A 23,721-nucleotide genomic window follows, 5' to 3' on the forward strand; every position below is an offset into this window, starting at 1 on the left:
CAGCTGGGTGTTGAAATCATCGGGTCCGGTGAAGGTGCGACCGGCCAAGAAGCTGGTCTCCAGGTAGCCGTTGGCCCGCTCCACCAGTCCTTTCGCTTCGGGATCGCGGGGCCGACAGAGGTAGATCCGGGTGGCGAGCAGGCCCGCGAACGCGGCGAAGTCGCCGGTCACCTTGCCCCGGCCGATGCCGGCCTCGTTGTCCCAGACCAGCATCCTTGGGACCGCGTTCCAGCCGGTCAGAAGCTTCCAGTGGCCGTCGATCAGGTCGCCGGTGGTGCGGGTGGGCAGCATCCGCGCGGCGATGATCCGCGAGTAGCCGGACACCATCACAAGCACCGGAGGACGGCCGCTCTGGCCGTATCCGAGCGGGATGTCGACCGCCGGGAACGACAGATCGCACTGCGCCAGCTCGCCGCCCACGGCGCTGCTGCCGCTGACGCCGCCGCTCGACAACATCCCCGCCACCCCGCTCATGCAGCGGGTGACCGAACGGCATGCGGAGATCCACCGATTACGCAAGGCGACGTGGACGATCAGCGCCATCGCCCGCCAGTTCGGACTGGACCGCAAGACCGTCCGCCGCTACCTCACCACCGATCTTGAGGTGCTGATCGCCTCGGCCCGTGACCGCCGCCCCCGCCAACTCGACCTCTACCGGCCTTACCTGCAACAACGGTTCGATGACGGCTGCACCAACGCCGCCCAGCTCTACCGCGAGATCCACGAGCACGGCTACCGCGGCAACCATCAGGCCGTCCGCCTCTACATCCGCTCCATGCGCGTCGGTACTGCCGCGGCGGAGCCTCCCCGTCTCATCCCCACGCCAGGCAGGATCACCTCATGGATCATGAGACCGCGCGACGGCCTCAGCCGTGAGGAACAAGACCAGCTCGACGAGGTACGCATCGCGTGCCCGGACATCGCCACCGCGTCCAACCTGGCCCACGTCTTCGCCGGCCTGGTCCGCGACCGGCGAGGGCATCTCCTCGCTGGCTGGGTCCGCGAGGCCGAGACCAACGGGCCCGGGCCCGTGCGGGGCTTCGCTGGATTTCTCCGCCAGGACTGGGACGCCGTCCTCGCCGACATGACGCTCGACTACAGCTCCGGAGTCGTCGAGGGGCACGTCAACCGTTTAAGACGATCAAGCGGCAGATGTACGGACGGGGATCTTTCCGGCTCCTCCGCACCGGCGTCCTGCTGCGATCGTGACCATCCTGAAATACCGACCAGAGCCAGTCTCAAAGAGCCCTATTGCTGTTCGGCTCATGCACTTGACCGCGCGTCGCTCAGCCGAGCTAGAGATTTTTCACGGCTGGGATTACGAAGGAGCACATCCCCTTGGAGGGGCTGTGGATGCCGCGCGGAGCCATCGCTCTGGGGAAGTCGACCGCCAAGATCGGCGGCATGCTGCTGATCGCTGCGACCGTCGCCTTGCACGTCTACGATGTGGTGTCCGCACCGAGCGGATCCAGGCGGCCTCCACGACGGTGTCAGCACGGCGGGCGGCCTCGCGGGCGCGGGCGCGGGTTACGGTTCCGGGTTCGGGGCAGACCTCCGGACTGTCGGACCCGCGGTCGGCGGGATCTTGGGAGGTGTCGTAGATGAGGACTTGGCTGGACAGGCTGTTCAGGAAGGAGCGGCCCAGCAGCGTGAATGAGGACGCGGCGGCGGTCTCGTCGCCGGGCCCGGTATGGAGCGATCCGGAGATCCCGGACGAAGAGCGCGCGGTTCTGCTCGTACGCCTCATCGAAGACCCCACGGCGCGCGAGGACGAGCAAGACGACGCGGCGTCGGATCTGGAGTTCCTCTCCGGTCCGTTCGTCGAGGCGGCCCTGATCCGGGCCATCCGGGCGGGGGACTTCCGCAGCGACTTGGCCCAGCTCTGCGCCGAGTCCCTCGCCGGAATCTGGGCCAGGGAGGGCCACGTGGACCCCGCCTTCCTGGCGGAACTGCGCAGCCTGGCGAAGGATGAGGTCTTCGGCATCCTCGGCATCCGCGCCCCACGCCTGCTGCCGCCTGGCGCCCTCTAGAAGATCTTTAACGGCTGAGGCTGCGGTGGTTGGAGGTCGAGTCCGGTTTTGGCGATGAGCCCTTCGATGAGGTGGGGTCGGTACTGCATCCGTTTCAGCCGCGTCTTCACCAACGTGGTGAGTTGATCGAGGCTGTGTTTGGTGAGGTTGGGCAGTGATCTCTTCAGGTGCGACCACACGCCCTCGACCGGGTTGAACTCGGGAGCGTACGGGGGCAGCTGGTAGACGGTCAGCCATAACCGGGCGGTGATCAGCCGTCGCATCATGCGGCTGACGTGCGTGTTCAAATTTTCCCAGACCAAGACAATGGGACCGCCGAGCTGCTGGTGTGCGGCATCGAGCAGGCGGGCGTAATCGGTCTCGGTGAAGCCCTTGCGCCGGCCTTTGGCGGGGCCGCGGTCCAGGTGGATGCGGTAGATGAGCCGTGGCCTGCGGCCGGCCTTCGTGCAGATCAGCGCCGCCATGGAGACCCGTTTGGTGCCCGCGGCGGCGACCTTCACGACCGGGGTGCAGCCCCGGCGGCCCCAGGTGCGGCCCTTGGGCGGCCTCAGGCCCTGACCTGCCTCGTCCTCAAAGCAGAGCCGGGCGCCCAGGTCCGCCGCCCTCTTTTTATGACGGGCCACTGCTCGTCCTTCCAGGCGGCGATCTGCGCCTCGTTGCGCTCGCTGGCCTTCCGGGCCGGGACCTGCACGCTCCAGCCGATGCGGTGCAGCAGCAGATCCAGCCCGGCCAGGGTGTACTCGACGCCGAACCGGCGGCGCACGACCTCGCCGATACGGGCCAGCGTCCAGCACTGGTCACTCCATCCGCACGCGGCCGGCCCGGCCTCCAACACCGCCTCCAGAGCATGCAGTTGACCCGCGCTGAGCTTGCAGCGGGCGCCACCGGGACCCTTGGAGACCAGCGCCTGGCGGCCGCCCGAAGCCAGGGCCCGGCGCCAGCGGTTCGCCGACATCCGGGTCACCCGGAACCACCGGGCCACCTCCCGGTCACTGGCCCCCGCCTCGATCAAGTCAGCTGCCGCGAGCCGGACTTGCTCACGCCGATCGCGCTCTTCGGCCGTCAGCCCACCCCCATCGGGATACGTCATCCCTCCGGCATAGCGCGGCCCCCACCAACCGTCACGACCCCACGTAACCCACACCGTTAAAGAACTCTAGGTGGAGATCCGTGTGGTGGGTACGGGCTGGCGGCACCCGTACCCGAGCGATTTGACCGGACGAGGCGTGGGAGTTGATCCGGCCGGTCATCACGTCCTCGAAGGGACAGCACCGGTCGGTCAGCGCTACGAGATCCGGTATGAGAGGCTGACGCTCTGTGGTGGGGTTATCCGGTGTGGGTCTTGGCTGTGACCGCTGGGGGTGGACGAGGTGGCGGACCTTGTGCAGCTTCTGATTGATCACGTTGTCCGTGGGGAGTTACTGGATCTGGCCGCAGGTGCGGCGGTGCATGAGGCGGCGATGCGGTCCTGGGGGGAGGAGCGGACTATCCCGGCCGCGGCGCTTCGCGACATTCTGCGGGGCCGGCTGGCGTCAGACCCCGATCCGCACGGGCTGCGGCTACGCGGCGCACGCATCACCGGCCCGCTGGACTTGGAAAACCTCACCACCAGCGTCGCACTTGAGCTGTACAGCTGTCTGCTCACTGAGGGACTGGTGGCCTCTGACGCTCACCTGCCCGTACTGGTACTGGCCGACTGCTTGCTCGAGCACCCCGACCAGCCGCCCCTGAACGCCCAACGACTCACCGCAACGGTGATATCCCTGACCAGCACCACAGTCATCGCCGCTGCCGAGACGGGTGCGGTGCTGTTGGCCGACGCGCGCATCCGCGGCGACCTGAACTGTTCGGAGGCCAAGCTCCACAACCCCAAAGGCCCCGCCCTGAACGCCACACGCATGCAGATCGAAGGCGCCGTGTACCTGAACGGCGGGTTCGAAGCGACAGGCGGTGGCGACCGGGGTGCGGTGCTGTTGGCCGACGCGCGCATTGGTGACGACCTGGACTGTTCGGAGGCCAGGCTGCACAACCCCGAAGGCCCCGCCCTGAACGCCGAGTGCCTGCAGATCAAGAACTCCGTGTTCATGACCGGCGGTTTCAAGGCGACCGGCGCCGGCACCTTGGGTGCAGTGCGGCTGCTCAGGGCCCGCATCGGCGGCCAACTGGACTGCACGGGGGCCAAGTTCCGCAACCCCACCGGCCCCGCCCTGCACGCGGTCAACCTGCGGAGTGAACAGGTCGTGTTCCTGCGCAACGGATTCGAAGCGACCGGCAGCGGTCCCCGTGGTGCGGTGCGGCTACCCAGAGGGCGAATCCGCACTTCATTGGATTGCTCGGGGGCGACGCTGAGCAATGACAATGGCCCCGCCCTGGAGGCGGTCGGCCTGCAGATCGGCCAGGACCTCATCCTAGGCAACGGTTTCGAGGCGTCCGGCAGCGGCACAGGCGTGACGCTCGACCTGACCAGCGTGCGCGTTGGAGGCCCGTTTGAGTTCGCTCCCAGACACCTGCGACACAACGACCCCAGCCACCGCTTGGCCCTGGACGGGTTGGAGTTCCCGGGCCTGCCCACCGAAAGCTGGCACATCTGGCTGAAGCTGATACGCGAAGCCACCCCCGTCTACGCCGCGCAGCCCTACCGGCAACTGGCCGCCGTCCACAAAGCCGCAGGCCACGACCGCGACGTGCGCAATGTCCTGATCGCCCAACGGCGGGACCAACTACATCGGGCGGTCGCCAGCCGCGGCGAACGGGCCTGGGGCCGCTTTACCTGGCTCACCCTGGGCTACGGCTACCAGACCTGGCGGGCCCTGCTCGGCCTCCTGGCCGCCGCCGCCCTCGCGATCATCCTGGCCGCGCTTGGCCCCGGCAACCACGGTGGTCTCGCCCGCACCAAGACCACCGGCACCGTCAGCACTTCTGCAGCGGCGGCGGGGACACCCTGCGCCTGGACCGACCGTGTCGGGGTGGGCCTGGACCTCGGCCTTCCATTGATCGCAACCGGGGCCCGTAACCGTTGCGATGTCACCGACACCACCACCGGCCACGCCCTCGCCCTCAGCGGCTGGAGCCTTCAAGTCATCGCCTGGGCATTTGCCACTCTGTTCATCGCCGGCTATACCAGCGCCGTCCGCAAAGTTTGACTACACCTCGCTCCTGGCCTGAGACATGAGTCCGGACACGCCAACTCCGGTACGACGCTGTGGGCTTCGGCCACAACCACCCCGTTCACCTCGGCCAACCGGTCCAGAACCATCCCCACGGCATCCGGGAACAGCACGTCCTTCAACGCGGACAGAACCCCCATGTCCAGGGCATTCCCGAGGCCAAACACGACGCCGAGGACTACGCGATCGTGACCGTCACGAAATTCCACCCAGACCCAAGTTCAAAGAGCGCCATCAGTCGAGGATGACGTAGATCGGGGCGCCGTCCGGGCGGGCGGCCCGGATGCTCCTGAGCGCGGTGAGGCTGTGGTCGGCGCCTTTGCGGAGGTGGTTGACACCCCAGAGAGTGTCGTCGCCGACGGAGTAGCAGCCGTGGAAGTAGCGCACTCCGTGTGTGCGGTGGAAGGTGGCCGGGAGCTGGTCCGGCCTGTCCTGCCTGGCCCGGCAGGTCCCGGCAGTCGGACGGCCGCCGAGCGGGCCGAACTCGTCAACTCGAGGCCCTGGGCCTGGCGCTGAATGCCGTAGTGCTGTTCAACAGCCTCTACATCGACGCCGCTGTTAAGCAGCTCGCCGCCGACGGCTTCCCCGTCACCGACGAGCTGCTCGCCCGTGCTCTCCCCGCTGCAGTTCGACGGCCATCCGCGGCAAGCGCGGACGACCTCGTCAGCGCCCCGACGTCCTCTACGCCGACCGCGGTTACGACCACAACGTCTACCGCCATCAGGTCCGTGAGCTGGGCATCCGCCCGCTCATCGCCCGGCGCGGCACCGAGCACGGAAGCGGCCTGGCCAAGAACCGCTGGGTCGATGAAACGGCCTTCGCACTTCTGCGCCGGTTCCGCCGACTGCGTATCCGCTGGGAAATCCGCGCCGACATCCACCAGACCTTCTCACCCTCGGCTGCGCAATCATCTGCTGGCGGCGCCTCAAAAAACAGTGCTGATCTGCGCCCTCAGCCCGAACCGCCGACCAGTGCCTCGCCGAGCGGGGTGCGCCGGTAGAGCACCGACCGTCCGGACCGGGCGCGGACGAGCAGCCCTGCGCCTCGCAGGATGGCGAGGTGGTCTCCTACCGCGCCGGGTGCCATGGCGAGGCTTCGGGCGAGGTGGCTGGTACTGGCCGGGGCGTCCAGCGCCACCAGCAGCCGGGCTCGGGCCCGGCCGACCAGAGCGGTCAGTGCATCCGGTTGGGGGACGGTCTCCTGTTCGCCCCACAGGGCGGCGGTGCCGCGGGCAGGATAGACCAAGGTCCTGGGCCAGGGGTCTTCGAGGTGGGCGGCGATATTTCCGACGAAGACCGAAGGGATCAGCAGTAGCCCGTCGCCGGCGAGGCGGACTGTTCCTCCTCGGAAGAAGCCGATCTCGATACCGCCGGCGCGCCAGGCGATGCCCGGGTGCAGGCTCTCGATGGTCGTGGCCCATCCGTGTTCGCCGATCACACCTACCCGGTGCACGACATCGCGCTCACAAATCGTGCGCAGTTGCGGCCAGTCCGTGGCGAGCAGCTCGTGCCACGCCTGGTCCATCGCCTCGGCGATCCTGGAGACGGCGTCCGTCGAGTCCAGCACTGCGCGTACGCGGGGATCACGGGCGGACGGGCCGGTCGCAGTGGTGGCGAATTCGTAGCGGGCCGCTTCCAGCGGTGTGGCCCGGATCATGGCCAGGTCGTCTGCCCAGGTCTGGTTGAGGCCGCGCGGGGGCGGGGCGACGAAGTTCGGTCCGCCTTGCGGGGTTTGCAGGGCGAGGGCGGCGTTCAGTTCGGTCTCGCGGCGAAGACGTTCAAAGGTCGGCAGGAGCCGGGTGGCCCAGGCTCGCGGCAGCGGCCGGTTTTGGCCGGCGAGCGAGCGCAGCAGTAAGCAGAGATCCATCGCGGGCGACAGTGCGAAGCGGCTGCGCAGCAGGTCCTCGACGGAGACTTCGAAGCGGACCACCCTGCCATGCTACCGCGGGACGTCTGTTCCGATTCGTCCAGCGACGAATCATTGGTGAGTGGCGTGGGCGCACGGCGAGGCTGGACGTCATGACCCCAACCGCCGAACCCGCGCAGGGCAACCACCGTGCCACCTACCGGGAGGTGCTGGCCGAGCCGCGATTCCGGCTGCTCTTCTCGACCCGCACCGTCGCGATCACTGCGGGCTCGCTGCGGATCACCACGTTCTCGGTGCTGGTCTTCGCGACCACCGGCTCCGCGCTGTTGAGCGCACTGGCCTTCGGCATCGGCTTTCTCCCGCAGTTGTTCGGCTCGCTGCTGCTGGGCTCACTGGCCGACCAACTGCCGCCCCGCGCGCTCATCGCCGGCGGCTACGCCTTGGAGTGCGCCGCCGCCCTGCTGCTCGCCCTGGTGCGGATGCCGATCGCGGCAAGCCTCAGTGTCGTGGCGCTGGTCGCCCTCGCCACACCGGTGTTCGGCGGCGCGTCGAGTCGGCTGGTCGCGCAGTGGCTGGAGGGCGACGCCTATGTACTGGGCCGTTCACTGAACAACATCGCTTCCTCCGGCGCGCAATTGTTCGGTCTGGCGCTGGGAGGTGCGGCCGTCGCGGTACTCGACCCGCACCGGGCGCTCGCGGTAAGCGCCGCCCTCTACCTCGGCTGCGCGCTCGCTATCCGCATCCGGCTACCCCGGCTGCAGCTGGGAGAGTTCGGCGGCACACCCGGCAGCGCTCGGGGCGATGGCGGGGCCGTCCGGGCAAGCCTGCACGGTGCCGGCCTGCTGCTACGCGGACACACGGTGCGACGACTGATGCTGGCCCAGTGGCTACCGCCAGCGTTCGTAGCGGGCGCGGAAGGCCTGATCGTCGCCTACGCGGGAGGACGCCACTTCGCGCCCGGCTGGTACGCGGTGCTGATGGGCTGTCTGCCGGTCGGCATGCTTGTCGGTGACCTGCTGGTGGGTCGACTCCTACGGCCACCCACCCGGGAGCGACTGGTAGTCCCGTTGATTGCGCTGACGGGACTGCCGCTGGTCGGCTTCGCTGCCGAGCCCGGAGTGGGCGTCTCGTCCTGTCTGCTGCTGCTCTGCGGCTTCGGATTCGCCTACGGTCTCGGCCTGCAACGGCCGTTCCTGGACGCCCTGCCTCAGGATGGCCAGGGCCAGGCCTTCGGTCTGCTCGGCTCCGGCAGCATGACGCTGCAGGGCGTCGGGCCGGCCTGCTTCGGCTCGGTGGCCGCAGGCATCGGAACAGGCGGCGCAATCGCCCTGGCAGGCGGCGCGGCGGCGCTTACCGCCGGCTGGATCCTCACCTGGCACCCGCCCACTTCCCCGGTCCCCGTCCCCAACTACTCAACGGGATCAGAGAACAGCACCGAACAGCATGCGTGTAGTTCTCCTGCGCAGTAACCGTCGCAGGTCGGGTCGGCCGCGAGCCGTCACGCACCCCACCCCCACGTCTCTCTGACAGACCATCAATCCCGGCAGCTCATTGTGTTAAGAGTCCTAAGCCTCGGCTCTGCCAGCCGTTGCGGACCACGTATGGGATCTTGAGAGCACGAACAGCCCATGGAAGGCTCATGCCGCATGATCGATAAATTCGCCAAGGACAACCTGCACGGGAGACTGCGGCGGGACCGCGAGGCGCTGCTCTGGAAACTCGACGGCTTGTCCGAATACGACGCCCGCCGACCTTTGACAGCGACCGGGACCAACCTCCTCGGCCTGGTCAAACACGTGGCCACCGTCGAGGCCAGGTACTTCGGCGAGGTCTTCGACCGCCCTTCCCTGGAACCGCTGCCCCGATGGCAGGACTACAACGGCAGCGATCAGTGGGCCGCCGAGGACGAGACCCGCGATCAGATCATCGGGTTTTACCGGCGTACGTGGGAACACTCGGACGCGACGATCAACGAGCTTCCCCTCGACGCCCCCGGCCACGTGCCGTGGTGGCCCGAGCCCTATCCCAACACGAACCTGTTCGCCATCATGGTCCATGTCCTCGGCGAGTCCAACCGGCATGCCGGGCACGCCGACATCCTGCGCGAGGGCCTCGACGGCCGGACCGGGATGCGCCCCGAACACGAGCAGCAGATCGACGAGGAAGCCCGTGCAGCCTACTGCGCGAAGATCGAGCAGGCCGCCAGGTCGGCCGCATCAATCAAGGCTTAGTTAGACATACCAGGCAGCCTGACATCAGCTCCCCTACCGGCGCTTGCGATTTCCGAGCACTCCGACCACCTGATATGCCCGCGTCACCCGATGTGGGCGTTCAGTCCACGCCTTCGTCGTCCTCGTCCAGCTCGGGCGCGTCCGGGGTGCGCGGCGAGCCTGGTAGGGCTTCGCGGTCAGGTCGGCGCCCGCCCGGAGCAGGTCGAATGCCAGGACATGCCCGGGGCGGAGCGTGGGGGCGGACACAGGTGCGGCGAGCATCGGCTCCGGCAGTGTCCACGTCACAGCCCATGCCTTCCACCCGGCCCGCCCGTCGGCAAACCGAGTGCGCGTACGCACCCGACTACCGGCCCGACCACGGCAGGTCAGCGCACTACAACACCTCGCCGGGGGCTGCGTGCTGAGCTCCTGGCGCACGTCCAGGCAGCGCAGCCGGACACCGGGCTGCCCGGATCCCGTGTCGTACGGTCTGATGTCGCGGCCGCCCACCGTCCGCAACGGATCTCACCGAACCCGGCGGTGCCGCCGGTACGGCCGAAAGATGTCAACGACCCGGGACTGAAAGTCCCGGGTTTGCACAACGGGCGCCACTGGTTGTGGTGCTGGGTTTGCGTCTTGTCCCACGGCCGGGTTTCGGGGGTGGGTCTGGGACGGTTGACTGCGCCCCGCGTCGCCACAACTGTTCCGCGCGGGCGCGGATGTTGCGGGAGCCGTTCCGGTCCGCGTGATCAACGAATCCGCAGTTCCGGCACGCGAACCAGGCCTGCGAGACCCGGTTCGCCTTGTCGGTGTGGCCGCATTCGGCGCAGGTGCGGGAGGTGTACGCCGGATCGACGTGCACCACCGGCACCCCCGCGTTGCGAGCCTTGTACGCGATGAACGCTCCCAGCTGGGCAAAGCTCCAGGAGGAGTGGGTGGCCCGTTGGGGCTTGCGAAGCCGTACCCGCTCACGGATGCCCGTCAAATCCTCCAGGGCGATGCCGCGACCGGTGCGTTCTGCCTCGGCCACCACGTGTTTCGCGATCTTGTGGTTGATGTCTGTGGCCCGCCGCGCCTCCTTGCGGCGGCGTTTCTTCAGGCGGCGTCTGGCGGAGGGGGTGTTCTTGCGCTGGAGTTTGGTCCGCAGGGTGCGCTCGCGCTCCCGTCCCCGGTTCAGTGCGCGCCCGGCCATGATCTGGCCGTCCGAGGTGGTGGCGATGTTCTGCCTGGCGATGACGATCTGGTCGTGGCCCTTGAGGTGAGAGGAGGCGGCCAGTCCTCGGCGGGGAGTATCCGGTCAGGCTCGCGCGCTGAACGCGACCGGAGCAGCGAGTCTTGCGGCGTGGGCGACCGGAGCTGGTACGTCAGCTTGCCGCGCACCGTCAGGCTGCGAACCGGCGGCCCGTGATGACGGCGGCGGCGACCATCAGGGAATAGCCGGTCAGCTCGCCCACGGCGCAGATGACGACCGCATACGTGTAGGAGGACTTGGTGCCCAGCAACGGCCCCCCGATCCCGTCGGCGGTGTAGACCATGGTGACGGGCGTTCCATCCGGGTGCGGGCAGGCGCCGCCAGACGGCAGTTGATCGACATTGCCGTCGGGGTCCTGGACGTAGCACTGCAAGTACGCGCCATGGCTGCCCTGCTGACGGTCCTGGTAGTCGATGGAGCCGACGCCCTCCTTGCCGAAGGCGACCAGCCTGGCGGGTGATGCGTAGACGGCGCTTACGGCGAGCGCGATCGACGCCAGCGTGAAGCAGACCTTGACCCGCTTGGGCACCGCGTTCCGGCGCAGGATCAGGCGCCGCACGATCAAGTGGTAGCTCACGATGAGGGCGATGACTCCGAGGACCCCGCCCAGGCCGGCGTCGAAGGCGCCCAGCAGCGACGTGGTCAGGACGGCCAGCAGCAAGACCAGGAGCCACCCGATGACTATGCGGCTCCGGCTCGGCACCGGCAGGCCACTCACCTTGCCAGAACCCGACGTCGTCACTCTCGCCCGCCCCTCGCCATACCGGTGATCGGCGAAGACTCTAGCCCGCCGCCACGAGGGCCCCATCCAGTGGGCTTCGATTCGATCATGCCCAAGACGCTGGCCACCGCCACCGTTGACCGGCTCCTGCACCACGCACACCTCGCCCCGACCAAGGGCGACTCCCACCGTCTCACCGTGGCCATCGCGGGAAGGGGGTGATCCCCCCGAATTGATCCGTCCGCCTACTCGGTCCCGCGGTCCGGCATCTGCTCGCGAACAACGGCGGCAAGGAAGGCGACCGCTTCGCCTGGCGCGGTCGTCTCCAAGACGATCCGCCCTTCACCCCACGGATGAGCGACCAGCGAATACCCGCCCGACCAGGCGGCAATTCCGGGAAACGTCTCCGAGCCGAAGTCCTCCCAGTCGTCGGATGACGATACTTGCAGCTGGTTCATCGAGGTCCACGGATACTTCGACCGCAGCACCGGATCGAGCATGGCCGCCTGCACCAGGGGCCACATGGCCGGAGCCACCCAGTCGTCCTCTCGATGCGGAGGGCGATAGGAGTCCAGCAGCTCCTCCCAGACCACGCCGGGCTCACGGCTCACGCCCTCAGTCGACATGACCTGACCCTCCAGCCCGCGCCGCTAAGGCGTCAACACCTACACCTCACATAGCGGAGACACGCTGTCTGCCAGCCAGGGCAACTCCTGTCCGCCAGTATGGACATCCACTGTCCGCCCAGCCAGAAATCCCAAAGACCGTTGACAAGCAGCGAATTTGGCTGTGGTGACGTGGCGGTGGCCGAGAGCTTCTGCGACGACCGGTTCGGGCATCTCCAGGACGTGGTGCCGGATCGCGACCATGCGGCGGGCATGCCTGGCTGGTCGCGGTGTTCATGTTGTCCAGGCTGTCGATCCAGCGGAGCAGAAGTTCCGCGAGTAGTTCGGAGGCCGGGGACAGCGGTTCGCCGAGGCGGAGGAGGGTGTTCAGTCGGCCAGCCCAGCTGCTGCCGGCGACTACACTGCTCGTTGCGAAGACTCTTGTCACGTAAGAAAGTTGGCGCCACGAGCGTCACCGAGCCCGGCCAGCGCCTCGGCCGCGCTCACGCGTGCGTCGCCGCTGAGGGCGGTGTCGCGGGCGAGGGCGTACAAAAGGTTCACCTCGCGGGAGTCCCCCAGACCAGCCAGCGCGTCGGCTGCCCGTACGCGAACGCCATCGTAGGGCGTGGTGTCGCCGGCGACAGCGACAGCGTACAAGAGGTCGACCCCGCGAGAGTCGCCGAGCCCGACCAGCGACTCGGCCGCCGCGACCCGGTCCACGCCAACGCTGTACGTGGTATTGCGGGCGAAGTTGTGGAAAAGGTCCACGGCGCGGGAATCCCCCAGCTGGCCCAAGGCCTCGGCCGCCCGAACCCGGTCGCTGCCGTAGAGCGTGGTGTCGCGGGCGAGAGCGTACAAGAGGTCCACCCCGCGAGAGTCGCCGAGCGCGGCCAGCGACTCGGCCGCCCGCACCCTGTCGTAACTGTAAAACCCGGTGCTGTCGGCACAACTGTGTAGACGGTTGGCGGTCCGGTGGAGGACACCATCGGGGACGAAGGCGCCAAGGCGGTGAAGGGAGACGATGAACTCCCAGGCTGATAGCCCCCCCTCGGGCGAGACGGCTCAGGTACCTGCGTCCGGCGGTGACGCTGGCGTGGCGTGCGGCGTCGAGGAGGAAGCCGACGTAGGAAGGCCCTGCGTCGGGGGGCACCCAGTACCTGCTGCCCCAGACCCGCAGCGTGACGCCCACCTCGGGACGCCTGAGACGCTGTTGTCTTTCCGAATCTGAGGTCGGTGTTTTCGCTGGTCAGGCATAGGGGCGGTGATTCGGTGGGAGTGGTGGCGTGTCGTGTCATCGCTCCCCGGGAGGTTGTGAATGCCGTCGGTCGTCGGACTGCTGGAACAGCACGAGCTCGCCGCTCGCCGTCGGGTCGACGGGTTGCGTGAGGAAGCCGATCGCATCCAGGCCGAACTGGCCGCAGCCGAGCAGGAATGGCAGGAGTGGGTGATCGCCCGCAGACGAGTGGGCACGGCCCTGTCTCCGGACGGCGGCAGCGTTGCTGATGAGGAGGCTGTCTCCGGCCCACGGGACGCGGACGCGCGCTCAGCGCCCGGCCAGGCGGCGAAGCCGAAGTCGCAGGTGCCGGTGTGGCGTGAGGGACTGACCTGGTCGGTGTTGTCGGTGGACTATCAGCGCATCCTTCAGGCCCTCGCGGACCGGCATCGGCTCCATCAAGGGCCGCTGACCTGCCAGGAGATGGCCGTGGCGTTCGGCCTGGACGCGGTGCCGACGCGGGTGGAGGCGCTGCGGTCGAAGGCGAAGCGCCTGGTCGCGCGGGGCTGGTTGGCCGAGCGGCAGCCGGGCCGGTTCACCCTGGCACAGGGCCCGGCCGGGCAAGGCGGCGCGTCATGAGCAGGGTCATCGACCAGCAGATCATCCCCTCGGCGCTGGTGGTGCGGCGTCCGTAGTCGCGGGCCAGGCGGCGGGTGCGCATCAGGTGGGCGAAGAACCGCTCGACGATCCACCGCTTGGGCAGCACCACGAAGCCGCGCATGTCGTCGCTGCGCTTGACGATCGCCAGGACCAGCGCGAGCGTGGCCAGACAGTACTCGACGAGGCTGCCGGTGTAGCCGCCATCGGCCCAGACCAGCTCCAACTGGTGTTGTGCGTCGGCGACTTGCCGCAGCATGACCTGCGCGGCGGCGCGATCACCGGTGTCCGCGGCGGTGACCATCACACCCAGCAGCAGGCCGAGCGTGTCGACTACGACATGCCGCTTGCGCCCGTTGACCAGCTTCCCGCCGCCGAAGCCACGGCTGTCCGCACCGACGACGGCGTCCGCCTTGACCGACTGCGAGTCGATCACACACGCACTCGGCTCCGCGTCGCGGCCCAGCTGCTCGCGGACCTTCGACCGGAGCCCGTCGTGGAACTCCCTGACCAGGGCGTGATCGCGCCAGCGGCGGAAAAACGCGTAGACCCGGTCCCACGGCGGGAAGTCCACCGGCATAGCCCGCCACTTGATGCCATTGTCGACGAGGTAGCGGATCGCATCGAGTATCGCCCGGTGGCAGTACACCTCCGGCTGCCCTCCCCGGCCCCGCATCCAGGTCGGCACCGGCAGCAGCGGCCGGACCACGGCCCACTCCGCGTCCGTCATATCCGAGGGATACCGCCGAACACGTTCCGGATGATCGGCCGCATTCCCGAACCGGTGAGCGACACAATCACACGACGGAGACGCCGAGTTGAACTCCACCGGCGCGAGCACGCACAACTGCGGCAACAGGGTCTCCTGGATCTCGGTTGGCTTCGCAACCCCGAGCTACCAAGAGGCCCTGCCTTCATGCCCGTGACCAGCCGCGGTCACCCGACCGAGACTCCCGTTCGACGCACACCCCTCAAGATCGGAACGACAACAGCCACTCAGTTACGGCGGGTGACCAACGCGACTGCAGGCTCGCGAACTTCGGCCCGCCAAACTCGCAAACTATCGCGCACCACCGGGCCCCCGACCAGGCCCTTCCCAGCGATCACTCGCAAACAACGCTGCTCCGTCACAGTTCGCCGGTGGGGTTTGCCCGAGCTGGGCGGCGCCGCGGGCGTCGGCGACCTTGCCCCGCCGCAGCCGCACCGCCGCCAGCACCGGACGGGCCGCGTCCTACCTGTCGTCTTCGTCCCGGCCATCCTCGAAGACGAAGAGCGGCTTGGCGCCATGTGCGGGTGCTTCGGCGAACGAGATGGCTTCGGTGAAGCGTTCGAGCGGGAACGGCTTGCCTCGGGGGATGCTCAGCACTTCATCAGCGACGAGACTGCGAACCTTGGACAGCGCGCGCAGCGCATCCGCAGGTGAGGCAGTGCCGAACCAGCGGTTCAGCCAGAAGCCACGGACTGCTTTGCTCTCGTAGATGACCGAGCGTGCCTGCAGCGGGATCGTCAGCGCTGCCGGGTCAGTCTGCCGATGGGTAGAGAGCGCGCCGTAGACCACGACCTCTCCTCCCGGAGCCAATGCCTGGGATAGCTGGGCACCCACGTGGCCCGCGACGCAGTCGATGGCCTTGCGCACGCCAGCCGATCCTGCAATCTCGGCCACACGCTGCCACAGGTCCTCGTCCTCAGTGCAAATGACCTCGTCACCACCAAGCGCCTTGATCTCCTCGACGGCATCGCGCCTTCGCACGACATTGATCGTGCGAATACCCAGATGCCTGGCCAGCTGAATGACGAGCCGGCCGACGGTGGAGCCCGCGGCCGTCTGCAACAACCATTCACCCGGCTGTACGTCGAGTTCGCGAGTCACCAGGAGCAGCGCGGTCAACGGGTTGACGGCGAGTTGACAGGCGCTGGAGTCGCTCAGATGGTCGGGGACCGGCAGGAGCCTTCGTGTATCGGCAACAAGGTATTCCTGCCAAGTGCCGGCCACATGCGGCCCGGGTACCGCCGGGACAGCAACGGCCACCACGCGCTCGCCGATCTTCAGTCCCTCGGTATCCGGGCCCAGGACCTCAATACGGCCCACGCATTCCATGTGACCCCCCACAGTGGGAAACTCGGGGGAGAAACCGTAGCGGCCACGCAGCACATGCAGATCACTGGCGTGAATAGGTGTCGCCTTCACACGGATCAACGCCTGACCGGCTTCTGGCGTGGGAACAGGACGGGATTCCAGCCGCAGGACATCGGCCGGCTCGCCAACCTTTCCGGCTACGAGCGCGCGCATGAATTGTGGCACGAGTGACCTTTCGTCTTTCAGCGCCCGACGAACTCGGCGGGCGTTCTGGACAGGAACAATGCCGGTGGCGGCATCCTCGTCGGCGACCAGGCTCCGGACGTTTCTTTCTCGATGGAGCAGGCGCGTGCGCAGAGTGTCATCGGCGTCGGGTCCCCTCTAGGCCTTTACCGACTCGCTCAGCATGATCATGTGAGCGAGCTGGGTTCGTGCGGCCTACTGAGGTCCGTGATCAGGACCGCTCGCCGCAGCGCACTGATCTGAGGTCAGAGTGGAGAATCGGCGAACGGATCGGATGCCTGAAGGTGTCGGTGAGATTCTTGACGAGCGTCTGTGTGCTGTCAGTCATCATTGATCACCTCGATGGACTGGACCCGGGCGCATGCCCTGCGAAGTCCGCCGCACGCACCGCACCCGAGAGCCCCTGGAGTCCCCGACATCACGCTAAGCGCCACTGACAGGCTCTGCAATCCAGCCTCCGACGGTTCCACCGGTCGCCAGTCCGCATTGCCGCAGGCGAAGGAGGGGACTGTAAGACGTTCGGTGGAGCGGTGAAGGCGCCGGTGGACCTCACGCTCACGGCCGAGCACCGGCGCGGCCACGGCGCGATGTACGAAGCCTTGAATGTCCGGCCGCCAGCACTCGCGCCACGGGCGTCATGGTCGGCGGCATCACCCTCGCCAACATCGTCGGCGTCCCACTCGGTACGGCAGCCGGCCAGCTGGGCGGCTGGCAGGCCCCCTTCTGGATGCTCGCCGCTTTCGCCGTGGCCGCCGCCGTGGTGGTGGCCCGCCGGGTGCCCGCCGACACCACACGTGCCGACACCCCCCTGCGCGCCGAGACGGCCGCGCTCAAGCATCCGCGCCTGTGGCTGGTCTACCTGGCCACCGCGCTCATCCAGGCCGGAATCATGGGTGCCTACAACTACGTCGCCCCGCTGCTGACCGAGCGGGCCCACCTCGCGACGGCCGTGGTGCCGCTGGCGATACTCGGCTTCGGCATCGGCGCGCTGGCCGGCACCACGGTCGGCGGGCGCCTCGGCGACCGTCGCCCCTACACCACGCTGATCCCGGCCACCGCCCTCACGGCCGTGATCCTGGGCGCCATCACCCTGTGGGCGACCAACAGCGTCGTGGCCGTCGTCCTGGTCGTGCTGCTCGGCGCAGCCGGCTTCGCCTGCAACCCCATCGTGGTCGGCGAGGTCGTCCACATCGCCGGAGCCGGCCGGTCCCTGCCCATGGCCCTGGCCACGTCCGCCTTCCAGATCGGCATCGCCACGGGTTCCTGGATCGGCGGCATCGCCCTGACCTCCGGCCTGGGCCTGAAGGGCCCGTCGATGGTCGGCTTCACCTTCGCCCTCGCGGCCCTGCTGCCCCTCGGCCTGCTGGCCGCCTCCCACCGCAAGACGGAATCAGCGCGGAGCTGACACCGCTTGGGGAGGCCGGGCCCTCCCCGTCCGGCGACCATCCTGCGGCCGACGTGGACTCCGTGGTCCTGGATCGCATCGACGCCATCGTCACTCCCGGCACGGTCATCAACCCGGCCGACAGCAGCTTCGCCAACCCCGCCCTGGAACCGGCGGCCCGCCGACGCTGACCAGGGGACTTGCACCGAACACCGAACCAGCAAGGCGCATCCATGCGGTACCGCACACTCGGCAGCTCGGACCTTCAGGTCTCGGAGATCTCCCTCGGCTCGTGGCTGACCTACGCCGGCGGCATCGAGGCCGACGCGCCCCGCGCCTGCACCGAAGCGGCCTTCGACGCCGGCATCAACCTCTTCGACACCGCCAACGTCTACGGACAGGGAGCCGCCGAGACGGCCTGGGGCGAGATCCTCTCGGCCCACCCCCGCGACTCCTACATCCTGGCCACCAAGGTCTGGGGCCCGATGTCCGACGACCCGGCCGACAAGGGCCTGTCTCCCGCCCAGATCGCCCAGCAGATCGACGCCTCACTCACCCGCCTGAAGACCGACTACGTCGACCTCTACCAGGCGCACCGCTTCGACCCATCCGTGCCGATCGAGGACACCATCGAGGCGTTCCAGAAGGTCGTCGAGCAGGGCAAGGCCCGCTACCTCGGCTTCAGCGAGTGGACCCCCGAGCAGATCCAGGCCGCGATCAACATCGCCGGCCCCGACCTGTTCGTCTCCTCCCAGCCGCAGTACTCCATGCTCTGGCAGGCCCCCCGAGGCCGAGGTGTTCGGCCTGTGCGCCGCGAACGGCATCTCCCAGATCGTCTGGTCCCCCCTCGCCCAGGGCGTGCTGACCGGCAAGTACAAGCCCGGCCGGCCCGTCCCCGAAGGGAGCCGGTTCGCCAGCGAGACGATGGCGGTCTCCCAGGACCTCGTCTACAGCGACGCCATCCTGGAGGCGGTCCAGCGCTTGGTCCCCATCGCCGAGGAGGCGGGGATGAGCATGCCCACCCTGGCGCTGGCCTGGGTCCTGCGCCGCAGCGAGGTCGCCTCCGCCATTACCGGCGCCTCCCGCCCCGAACAGGTCCACGCCAACGCCGCCGCCTCCGGCGTGAAGCTGTCGGACGACCTGCTGGCGACCGTCGACCAGGCCCTCGGCGACGTCCCCGTCACCGAACCCACCCTCGCCACTTCCGCCCAGGCCGGCGTCAAGCACCGCTGAGCAGACGACTGCTGCCCGGCCGACGCCCCCCACAGCCAGAAAGCGAAGGTCTCAGCCATGACCAGCAAGATCCCCCAGATTTCCCTCAACAACGGCGTGCAGATGCCGATTCTCGGCTTCGGCGTCTTCCAGATCCCCGAAGACCAGACCCAGCAGGCGGTGGAGGCCGCGCTCGAAGCCGGCTACCGCCTGCTCGACACCGCCGCGGCGTACGAGAACGAGCGAGCCGTGGGCCGGGCCATCGCCGCCAGCGGCATTCCCCTCGACGAACTGTTCATCACCACCAAGCTGTGGGTTCAGGACTACGGCCAGGACAGCGCCAAGCGCGCCTTCGACCGCTCGCTGCACCGCCTCGGTCTCGACAACCTCGACCTCTACCTGCTCCACCAGCCCTTCGGCGACTACTACGGCGCCTGGCGGGCCATGGAGGAACTCAACCGGGCCAGCCGTACCCGGGCGATCGGCGTCAGCAACTTCTACCCCGACCGGCTCGCCGACCTCATCACCCACCACGAGATCGTCCCCGCGGTCAACCAGATCGAGACACACGTCTTCTTCCAGCGCACCGATGACCAGAACCTGATGCGTCAGCACGGCGTCCAGCACGAGTCCTGGGGACCCCTCGCCGAAGGCGGCCAGGGCTTTTTCGACAACCCCGTGCTCGTCGACATCGCCCGCGCCCACGACAAGTCCGTCGCCCAGATCGCCCTTCGCTGGCTCGTCCAGCGCGAGATCGTCGTGATCCCGAAGTCGGTGCGGCCCGAAGGCATGGCAGAGAACCTCGACGTCTTCGACTTCCAGCTCACCGCCGACGAGATGGCACGCATCGCCGGCCTGGACACGGGCCGCAGCCACATCTTCCACCACCACGACCCCGAAAAGGTCACGTGACTCGGCGGGATGCGGTTCAACACCTGATGCCGCGTCGCGCCTCACTCCCGTAGTCACCCACCCGCAGTCCCTTCCTCGGCCACCAGGTGGTCAGCCGGGGCACCGCTCGGCCCGGAGACGTGCGGCACCGCTCCGTCGTCCTCCAGCCGATTTCACAGGAAGCAACATCATGCGCATTCGCTTTGCTCACGTCGCAGCAGTCCCCGCTCTCGCGACCGTTCTCGTCTCAACCCCGTCCGCGTCCGCGACCACCGGACGAGACGGCACGCAGCCGGTCATCACTCAGGTGAAGACCACGGCCGCGTTCGACTTCGCCGCCGGCGACTCGCCCGAGAACATCAACGTCAACCCGAACGGCTCCCTGACCGTGTCCCTGCTGGGCGTCCCCGCGAACAAGCCGCCGAAGCTCGTGCGCATCGCCTCGTCCGGGCAGCGCACTACCCTCGTCAGCGGGCACCTGGGCGATCAGATCACCGGCAACACCCGCAGCAACGACGGCACCGTCTACTACAACGTGGACTCCGACGGCGCCTCCCGGAACGGGACCTGGAAACTGCCCCCGCACGGCCGTCCCCAGCGTCTGGCCGCCCTGCCCGATGGTCTGGCCCAACGGCCTGGCCATCGATGCGGCCGGCCGTACCCTCTACGCCGCTGACAGCTACAACGGCACGGTGTGGGCCGTGCCCACCTCCGGCGACCCGGCGAAGATCTGGCTGAACGGCCCGGCGCTCGCAGCCGACCCCGACGGCTCCCCGCCGCTGGGCGTGAACGGCGTCCGCTTCCACAAGGGCGCCGTATGGGTGAGCAACTACAGCCAGGGCAAGCTGCTGAGGATCCCGGTCACCGCCCACGGGGCCCCCGGCCGCGTCCACACCGTCGCCGACAACATCCCCGACTTCGACGACTTCGCCTTCCTCAACAACCACTCCGACACCGTCTTCGCCGCGCAGAACGACCCGACCGACCGGGTCAGCGTCGTGCACCCGAACGGGACCCACGAGACCGCCCTGACCGTCGACGACGACCTCGCCTCTCCAACCACCACCGCCGTACGCGGCAACCAGCTGTACATCGCCAATGCCGGATTCAACGCACCCCACGACGCGAAACTGCAGCGCGGAACCATCAACCTCCACGCGCTTACCCCGCATCTCCGGCACCACTGACTGGTCACTGACCGCCTATGCACAAGGGTGCAGAGCGTGAAAGCGGCGGAGACCGTCTCCAAGGCCACCCGCGGCTACGACGCGGGCAAGAAAATCAACGGCCGCAAGCGCCACTTGGTCGTCGACACCCGCGGCCTGCCCCTCATGGTCATGGTCACCCCCACCGACCTGCACGATGCCGCATCCGCCAAGGAAGTCCTCTTCCGCCTGCGACTGATGCACCCCGAGATCACGATCGTGTGGGCCGACTCCGCCTATGCGGGGAAACTCGTGGACTGGGCGAAACAGCACCTCAACCTCACCATCAAGCCCGTCAGCCGTCCCAAGGACGCCTCCGGATTCGTCGTGCTGCCCCGCCGCTGGGTCGTCGAGAGGTCGCTCGCGTGGATGATGCACGCCCGCCGCCACGCGAGGGACTACGAACGGCTCATCCAGCACTCCGAAACACTGATCACCTGGGCCGCTATCACCCTCATGACCAGGCGCCTCGCGAGAAAAGGCGCCACCCCCAGCTGGCCGAGGAAACCGGCGCCAGCCGCTTGAGCCGTCTCTACTGGTCAGCATCGGCGCCCTGAGGATGCTCCGCAGCACCAGGGCGATCTTCGAGTGTCAACGGACGCGAATGTTCCCGACATCTTGCAAAATATCCTCATGCAGCCGCTGCCGGTTCCCTGCCCCGCCCATCTCATCCCAGACGCTTCCGGCACCGCTGCTTTCCACAAGGTATACAGGCAGGCCATGGCGCACCAAGCCGTGTTCGTCGCCATCGAATCCGACGGTCCGCACTGGACCGTGAAGGCGGACACGCTCACCGCCGGCCCCGGACACTCCGTCGACGACACCGTGAACGAAGCTGTCCGGGCCGCGATCATCCGGATGGTTCACAACCGCGAGGTCGATGCGGACGCCTACACAGGACCGATCTACTTCATGATGCACAGCGTGTTGAGCGAAGAGCGGGCCCGCGAACTCGCGGCCGCACTCCACGCCGCCCTACACGGAGACCTCGAACCTCTAAAGCGCGCCGTGCCTCCCACGTCCTGACCCGAACGCGAGAGGCCACAAACACAAACCGCGAACCCAGCCTCCTCCGCAGCGGGGGCAGGGTCGGTTGCTGTGACGTCAAAGCCCCGAGCGAGATAGTGCGTCGCCCAGCTCGCACCGATGGTGCCGGTGCCGACGATCGCTACGCGATGGACGGGTTTATACGCGTTCATGGCTCGTCGTTGCTCCTGGGTGTTGGGTGCCTGTGGGCGAGGGGAATCACGGCCAGGTAGTCAGAGGCCAGGGCGGCTCGGTCGGCCTGCCAGCGGCCGCGTTGCCGGTTCGCGCGTTGGACAAACAAAACTTCTCTGGATCGGCCACAAGGAGAAGCTGTCTCCGTCCACCGGTCGGCGCGGCCCGCCCGGTCCACCCTGTTTCCTCGCAGGGTGCCCCGGCCTTCAGGCCGGGGGTGAATGCGAGCCCCTGCGGAGCAGGGCAGGGACAGCCGTTACGCCCCCGGGGCGGAACGGCGTTCGCTTTCCTCAACCGCACGTCGCACGAGCGACACCAGCCATGAGTTGAGGGAGCGATCGTCTGTGGAAGCAAGCACCTTGGCCGTGGCGTACAGGTCATCCGGAAGTCGAAGATTCAGCTTGATCATGCATCAAGTCTGGCCCTAGAGTGGGGCCATGTCCAGATTCCGTCTGTACCCGACGCCCGCGCAGGAGAGCGTCATGCTCGGCCACTGCGCGCACGCCCGGTACGTGTGGAACCTGGCCGTCGAGCAGCACTCGCACTGGTCCAAGGGCCGCAAGGCCGCCCCGGGTTTCGCGGAACAGTGCCGCCAGCTCACCGAGGCCCGGCGCGACAACGAATGGCTGGGTGCCGGGAGCGCGGATGTTCAGCAGCAGGCACTCAAGGACTTCGCCCAGGCCAAGAACGCCCGGTTCACGTCCGGGTTCGGTGAGCCGACGTGGCGCAAGAAGCATGTGCACGAGGGCTTCCGGGTCATCGGCACCGACCGCGTGCCGGAGTTTGAGCCGAACGGCTCGCCGAAGCTCAACGCGAAGACCGGCAGGCAGGTTATGGGCCGCTCGGTGGTGGTGCAGAAGCTCAACAGGCGGTGGGCGCAGGTGAAGGTGCCCGGCTGCGGCTGGGTCCGCTTTCGACCCACCCGAGGTGATCTGCCGAAGGCGAAGACGTTCCGCGTCACCTGGCGCAACGGCCAATGGCACATCGCCTTCGCGGTCATCCCCGAACCACTCGGCGCCCCCGGCACGGGCGAAGTCATCGGCATCGACCGGGGCGTGACGATCACGGCCGCGCTGTCGGACGGCCGGAAGCTGAACTGCCCGCAGCTCACGGTCAGGGAACGGGCACAGGTCCGCAAGCACCAGCGGCGCGCCGCACGCGCGCCCAAGGGCAGCGTGCAGAAGACGGCCGAGTACGCCAGGACTGCACGGCTCAAGGCCCGGGAATCGGACCGACGCAAGGACTGGTGCGAGAAGACCAGCACGATGCTCGCCCGCACCTACGACCTGGTGCGATTCGAGAAGCTCAACATCAAGAACATGACCCGCTCGGCGAAGGGCACCGTCGAGCAGCCCGGCAAGAACGTGCGGCAGAAAGCCGGACTGAACCGGGCCATTCTCGCCCAAGGCTGGGGCCTGCTCCGGCAGCGCACCGAGCACAAAGCCCCCGGTCGTGTCGAAGACGTCCCCGCCCCCTACACCAGCCTGCGATGCAGCGCCTGCGGATGGATCGACAAGAAATCGCGCAAGAGCCAAGCCGAATTCTGTTGCTCCTCCTGTGGCTTCACCTGCAACGCGGACACCAACGCATCAACCAACGTCGCGGCAGGACAGGGCGGCATTCCCCGCCCCCGGCGCTCAGCCGGTGCCGGAGGGACGACACCGCCCACACAGCGGTCGAGCGCCCGTGAACCTCAACCCCCCTGGGTTGGAATCCCCCTCTTTTGAGAGGGGGAGGATGTCAATCGGGCGTCGGACAGGCTTGTGCTTG

19 protein-coding genes and 10 pseudogenes are annotated in these 23,721 nt (G+C 68.0%); 17 read left to right on the forward strand and 12 right to left on the reverse strand.

The genetic code is table 11. From position 1 onward, the window contains the following. Positions 1-339 (reverse strand): annotated as a pseudogene (locus AB5J50_RS01940) (IS21 family transposase); the annotation flags it as partial. A 31-nt stretch (positions 340-370) separates the two neighbouring features. On the opposite strand from AB5J50_RS01940, the gene AB5J50_RS01945 reads away from it, so the two are divergent. Beyond that, on the forward strand, positions 371-1,414 hold the full coding sequence (locus tag AB5J50_RS01945; RefSeq protein ID WP_369254296.1) for a hypothetical protein: 1,044 nt from the start codon (positions 371-373) through the stop codon (positions 1,412-1,414). 235 nt (positions 1,415-1,649) lie between these two features. Next, positions 1,650-2,030: a hypothetical protein gene (locus tag AB5J50_RS01950; RefSeq protein ID WP_369254298.1), complete on the forward strand. Its 381-nt coding sequence runs from the start codon at positions 1,650-1,652 to the stop codon at positions 2,028-2,030. Here AB5J50_RS01950 and AB5J50_RS01955 read toward each other — a convergent pair. Then, complete coding sequence (locus AB5J50_RS01955) at positions 2,027-2,581, reverse strand: transposase (protein ID WP_369265275.1); 555 nt, start codon at positions 2,579-2,581, stop codon at positions 2,027-2,029. The two genes, AB5J50_RS01950 and AB5J50_RS01955, sit on opposite strands and share 4 nt — an antisense overlap. Continuing rightward, positions 2,578-3,120, reverse strand: a complete 543-nt coding sequence (locus AB5J50_RS01960) for a winged helix-turn-helix domain-containing protein (RefSeq protein WP_369254300.1) — start codon at positions 3,118-3,120, stop codon at positions 2,578-2,580. The genes AB5J50_RS01955 and AB5J50_RS01960 overlap by 4 nt, the downstream gene beginning before the upstream one ends. 280 nt (positions 3,121-3,400) lie before the next feature. On the opposite strand from AB5J50_RS01960, the gene AB5J50_RS01965 reads away from it, so the two are divergent. Next, positions 3,401-5,173: a hypothetical protein gene (locus tag AB5J50_RS01965; protein ID WP_369254302.1), complete on the forward strand. Its 1,773-nt coding sequence runs from the start codon at positions 3,401-3,403 to the stop codon at positions 5,171-5,173. A 261-nt stretch (positions 5,174-5,434) separates the two neighbouring features. On the opposite strand, the pseudogene AB5J50_RS01970 reads toward AB5J50_RS01965, so the two are convergent. Then, positions 5,435-5,686, reverse strand: a pseudogene (locus tag AB5J50_RS01970) (IS630 family transposase); the annotation flags it as partial. Here AB5J50_RS01970 and AB5J50_RS01975 point away from each other — a divergent pair. Together AB5J50_RS01975 and AB5J50_RS01980 are read left to right on the forward strand one after the other, a co-directional pair. Next, positions 5,686-5,808: pseudogene (locus AB5J50_RS01975) on the forward strand (Tn3 family transposase); the annotation flags it as partial. The pseudogenes AB5J50_RS01970 and AB5J50_RS01975 sit on opposite strands and share 1 nt — an antisense overlap. Before the next feature lie 26 nt (positions 5,809-5,834). After that, positions 5,835-6,139: pseudogene (locus AB5J50_RS01980) on the forward strand (transposase); the annotation flags it as partial. Positions 6,140-6,148: 9 nt separating this feature from the next. On the opposite strand, the gene AB5J50_RS01985 reads toward AB5J50_RS01980, so the two are convergent. Next, entirely contained in the window at positions 6,149-7,126 is a 978-nt protein-coding gene (locus tag AB5J50_RS01985) for an ArsR/SmtB family transcription factor (protein ID WP_369254304.1), read from the reverse strand. Between the two features lie 89 nt (positions 7,127-7,215). Between AB5J50_RS01985 and AB5J50_RS01990 the strand changes: the two genes are divergently transcribed. Beyond that, positions 7,216-8,532: an MFS transporter gene (locus tag AB5J50_RS01990; RefSeq protein ID WP_369254307.1), complete on the forward strand. Its 1,317-nt coding sequence runs from the start codon at positions 7,216-7,218 to the stop codon at positions 8,530-8,532. A 177-nt stretch (positions 8,533-8,709) separates the two neighbouring features. Further along, positions 8,710-9,294, forward strand: a complete 585-nt coding sequence (locus tag AB5J50_RS01995; protein WP_369254309.1) for a DinB family protein — start codon at positions 8,710-8,712, stop codon at positions 9,292-9,294. A 544-nt stretch (positions 9,295-9,838) separates the two neighbouring features. Here AB5J50_RS01995 and AB5J50_RS02000 read toward each other — a convergent pair. Together AB5J50_RS02000 and AB5J50_RS02005 are read right to left on the reverse strand one after the other, a co-directional pair. Further along, positions 9,839-10,495 (reverse strand): annotated as a pseudogene (locus tag AB5J50_RS02000) (RNA-guided endonuclease InsQ/TnpB family protein); the annotation flags it as partial. A 160-nt stretch (positions 10,496-10,655) separates the two neighbouring features. Beyond that, the gene (locus AB5J50_RS02005) at positions 10,656-11,228 is read right to left on the reverse strand and encodes a hypothetical protein (protein ID WP_369254311.1); all 573 of its coding nucleotides are present in this window, start codon (positions 11,226-11,228) and stop codon (positions 10,656-10,658) included. Positions 11,229-11,330: 102 nt separating this feature from the next. Between AB5J50_RS02005 and AB5J50_RS02010 the strand changes: the two are divergent. Then, a pseudogene (locus AB5J50_RS02010) lies at positions 11,331-11,468 on the forward strand (ATP-binding protein); the annotation flags it as partial. Between the two features lie 23 nt (positions 11,469-11,491). Here AB5J50_RS02010 and AB5J50_RS02015 read toward each other — a convergent pair. Next, positions 11,492-11,872 (reverse strand): DUF6193 family natural product biosynthesis protein, encoded by a 381-nt coding sequence (locus AB5J50_RS02015; RefSeq protein WP_369254313.1) that lies wholly within the window; start codon positions 11,870-11,872, stop codon positions 11,492-11,494. A gap of 423 nt (positions 11,873-12,295) precedes the next feature. Continuing rightward, a complete protein-coding gene (locus AB5J50_RS02020) occupies positions 12,296-12,763 on the reverse strand; it encodes a HEAT repeat domain-containing protein (protein WP_369254315.1) in 468 nt (155 codons plus the stop codon). Between the two features lie 403 nt (positions 12,764-13,166). Between AB5J50_RS02020 and AB5J50_RS02025 the strand changes: the two genes are divergently transcribed. Further along, positions 13,167-13,703 (forward strand): hypothetical protein, encoded by a 537-nt coding sequence (locus AB5J50_RS02025; RefSeq protein ID WP_369254317.1) that lies wholly within the window; start codon positions 13,167-13,169, stop codon positions 13,701-13,703. Here AB5J50_RS02025 and AB5J50_RS02030 read toward each other — a convergent pair. Both AB5J50_RS02030 and AB5J50_RS02035 read right to left on the reverse strand, forming a co-directional pair. Then, the gene (locus AB5J50_RS02030) at positions 13,660-14,451 is read right to left on the reverse strand and encodes an IS5 family transposase (RefSeq protein WP_369254319.1); all 792 of its coding nucleotides are present in this window, start codon (positions 14,449-14,451) and stop codon (positions 13,660-13,662) included. The genes AB5J50_RS02025 and AB5J50_RS02030 overlap by 44 nt on opposite strands. Before the next feature lie 501 nt (positions 14,452-14,952). Next, positions 14,953-16,011: a zinc-dependent alcohol dehydrogenase family protein gene (locus AB5J50_RS02035; RefSeq protein WP_369254321.1), complete on the reverse strand. Its 1,059-nt coding sequence runs from the start codon at positions 16,009-16,011 to the stop codon at positions 14,953-14,955. 658 nt (positions 16,012-16,669) lie between these two features. On the opposite strand from AB5J50_RS02035, the pseudogene AB5J50_RS02040 reads away from it, so the two are divergent. The 7 genes and pseudogenes from AB5J50_RS02040 to AB5J50_RS02070 form a co-directional block, all read left to right on the forward strand. Continuing rightward, positions 16,670-17,446, forward strand: a pseudogene (locus tag AB5J50_RS02040) (MFS transporter); the annotation flags it as partial. Positions 17,447-17,658: 212 nt separating this feature from the next. Beyond that, positions 17,659-18,658 (forward strand): annotated as a pseudogene (locus AB5J50_RS02045) (aldo/keto reductase family protein). 69 nt (positions 18,659-18,727) lie between these two features. Continuing rightward, a complete protein-coding gene (locus AB5J50_RS02050; protein WP_369265276.1) occupies positions 18,728-19,549 on the forward strand; it encodes an aldo/keto reductase in 822 nt (273 codons plus the stop codon). A 169-nt stretch (positions 19,550-19,718) separates the two neighbouring features. Next, on the forward strand, positions 19,719-20,204 hold the full coding sequence (locus AB5J50_RS02055) for a hypothetical protein (RefSeq protein ID WP_369254323.1): 486 nt from the start codon (positions 19,719-19,721) through the stop codon (positions 20,202-20,204). Next, a complete protein-coding gene (locus tag AB5J50_RS02060; protein ID WP_369254325.1) occupies positions 20,146-20,715 on the forward strand; it encodes a hypothetical protein in 570 nt (189 codons plus the stop codon). Before AB5J50_RS02055 ends, AB5J50_RS02060 begins: the two co-directional genes overlap by 59 nt. 30 nt (positions 20,716-20,745) lie before the next feature. Beyond that, positions 20,746-21,255, forward strand: a pseudogene (locus tag AB5J50_RS02065) (transposase); the annotation flags it as partial. A 111-nt stretch (positions 21,256-21,366) separates the two neighbouring features. Continuing rightward, positions 21,367-21,759 carry a hypothetical protein gene (locus AB5J50_RS02070; protein ID WP_369254327.1) on the forward strand — a complete coding sequence of 131 codons (393 nt, stop codon included), beginning with the start codon at positions 21,367-21,369 and terminating at the stop codon, positions 21,757-21,759. Between the two features lie 44 nt (positions 21,760-21,803). On the opposite strand, the pseudogene AB5J50_RS02075 reads toward AB5J50_RS02070, so the two are convergent. Then, positions 21,804-21,932 (reverse strand): annotated as a pseudogene (locus tag AB5J50_RS02075) (3-hydroxyacyl-CoA dehydrogenase NAD-binding domain-containing protein); the annotation flags it as partial. Positions 21,933-22,388: 456 nt separating this feature from the next. Between AB5J50_RS02075 and AB5J50_RS02080 the strand changes: the two are divergent. Next, a complete protein-coding gene (locus AB5J50_RS02080; RefSeq protein ID WP_369254329.1) occupies positions 22,389-23,678 on the forward strand; it encodes an RNA-guided endonuclease InsQ/TnpB family protein in 1,290 nt (429 codons plus the stop codon). Positions 23,679-23,721 lie beyond the last annotated feature (43 nt).

Source organism: Streptomyces sp. R35, from assembly GCF_041053035.1.
GTDB lineage: Bacteria > Actinomycetota > Actinomycetes > Streptomycetales > Streptomycetaceae > Streptomyces > Streptomyces lutosisoli.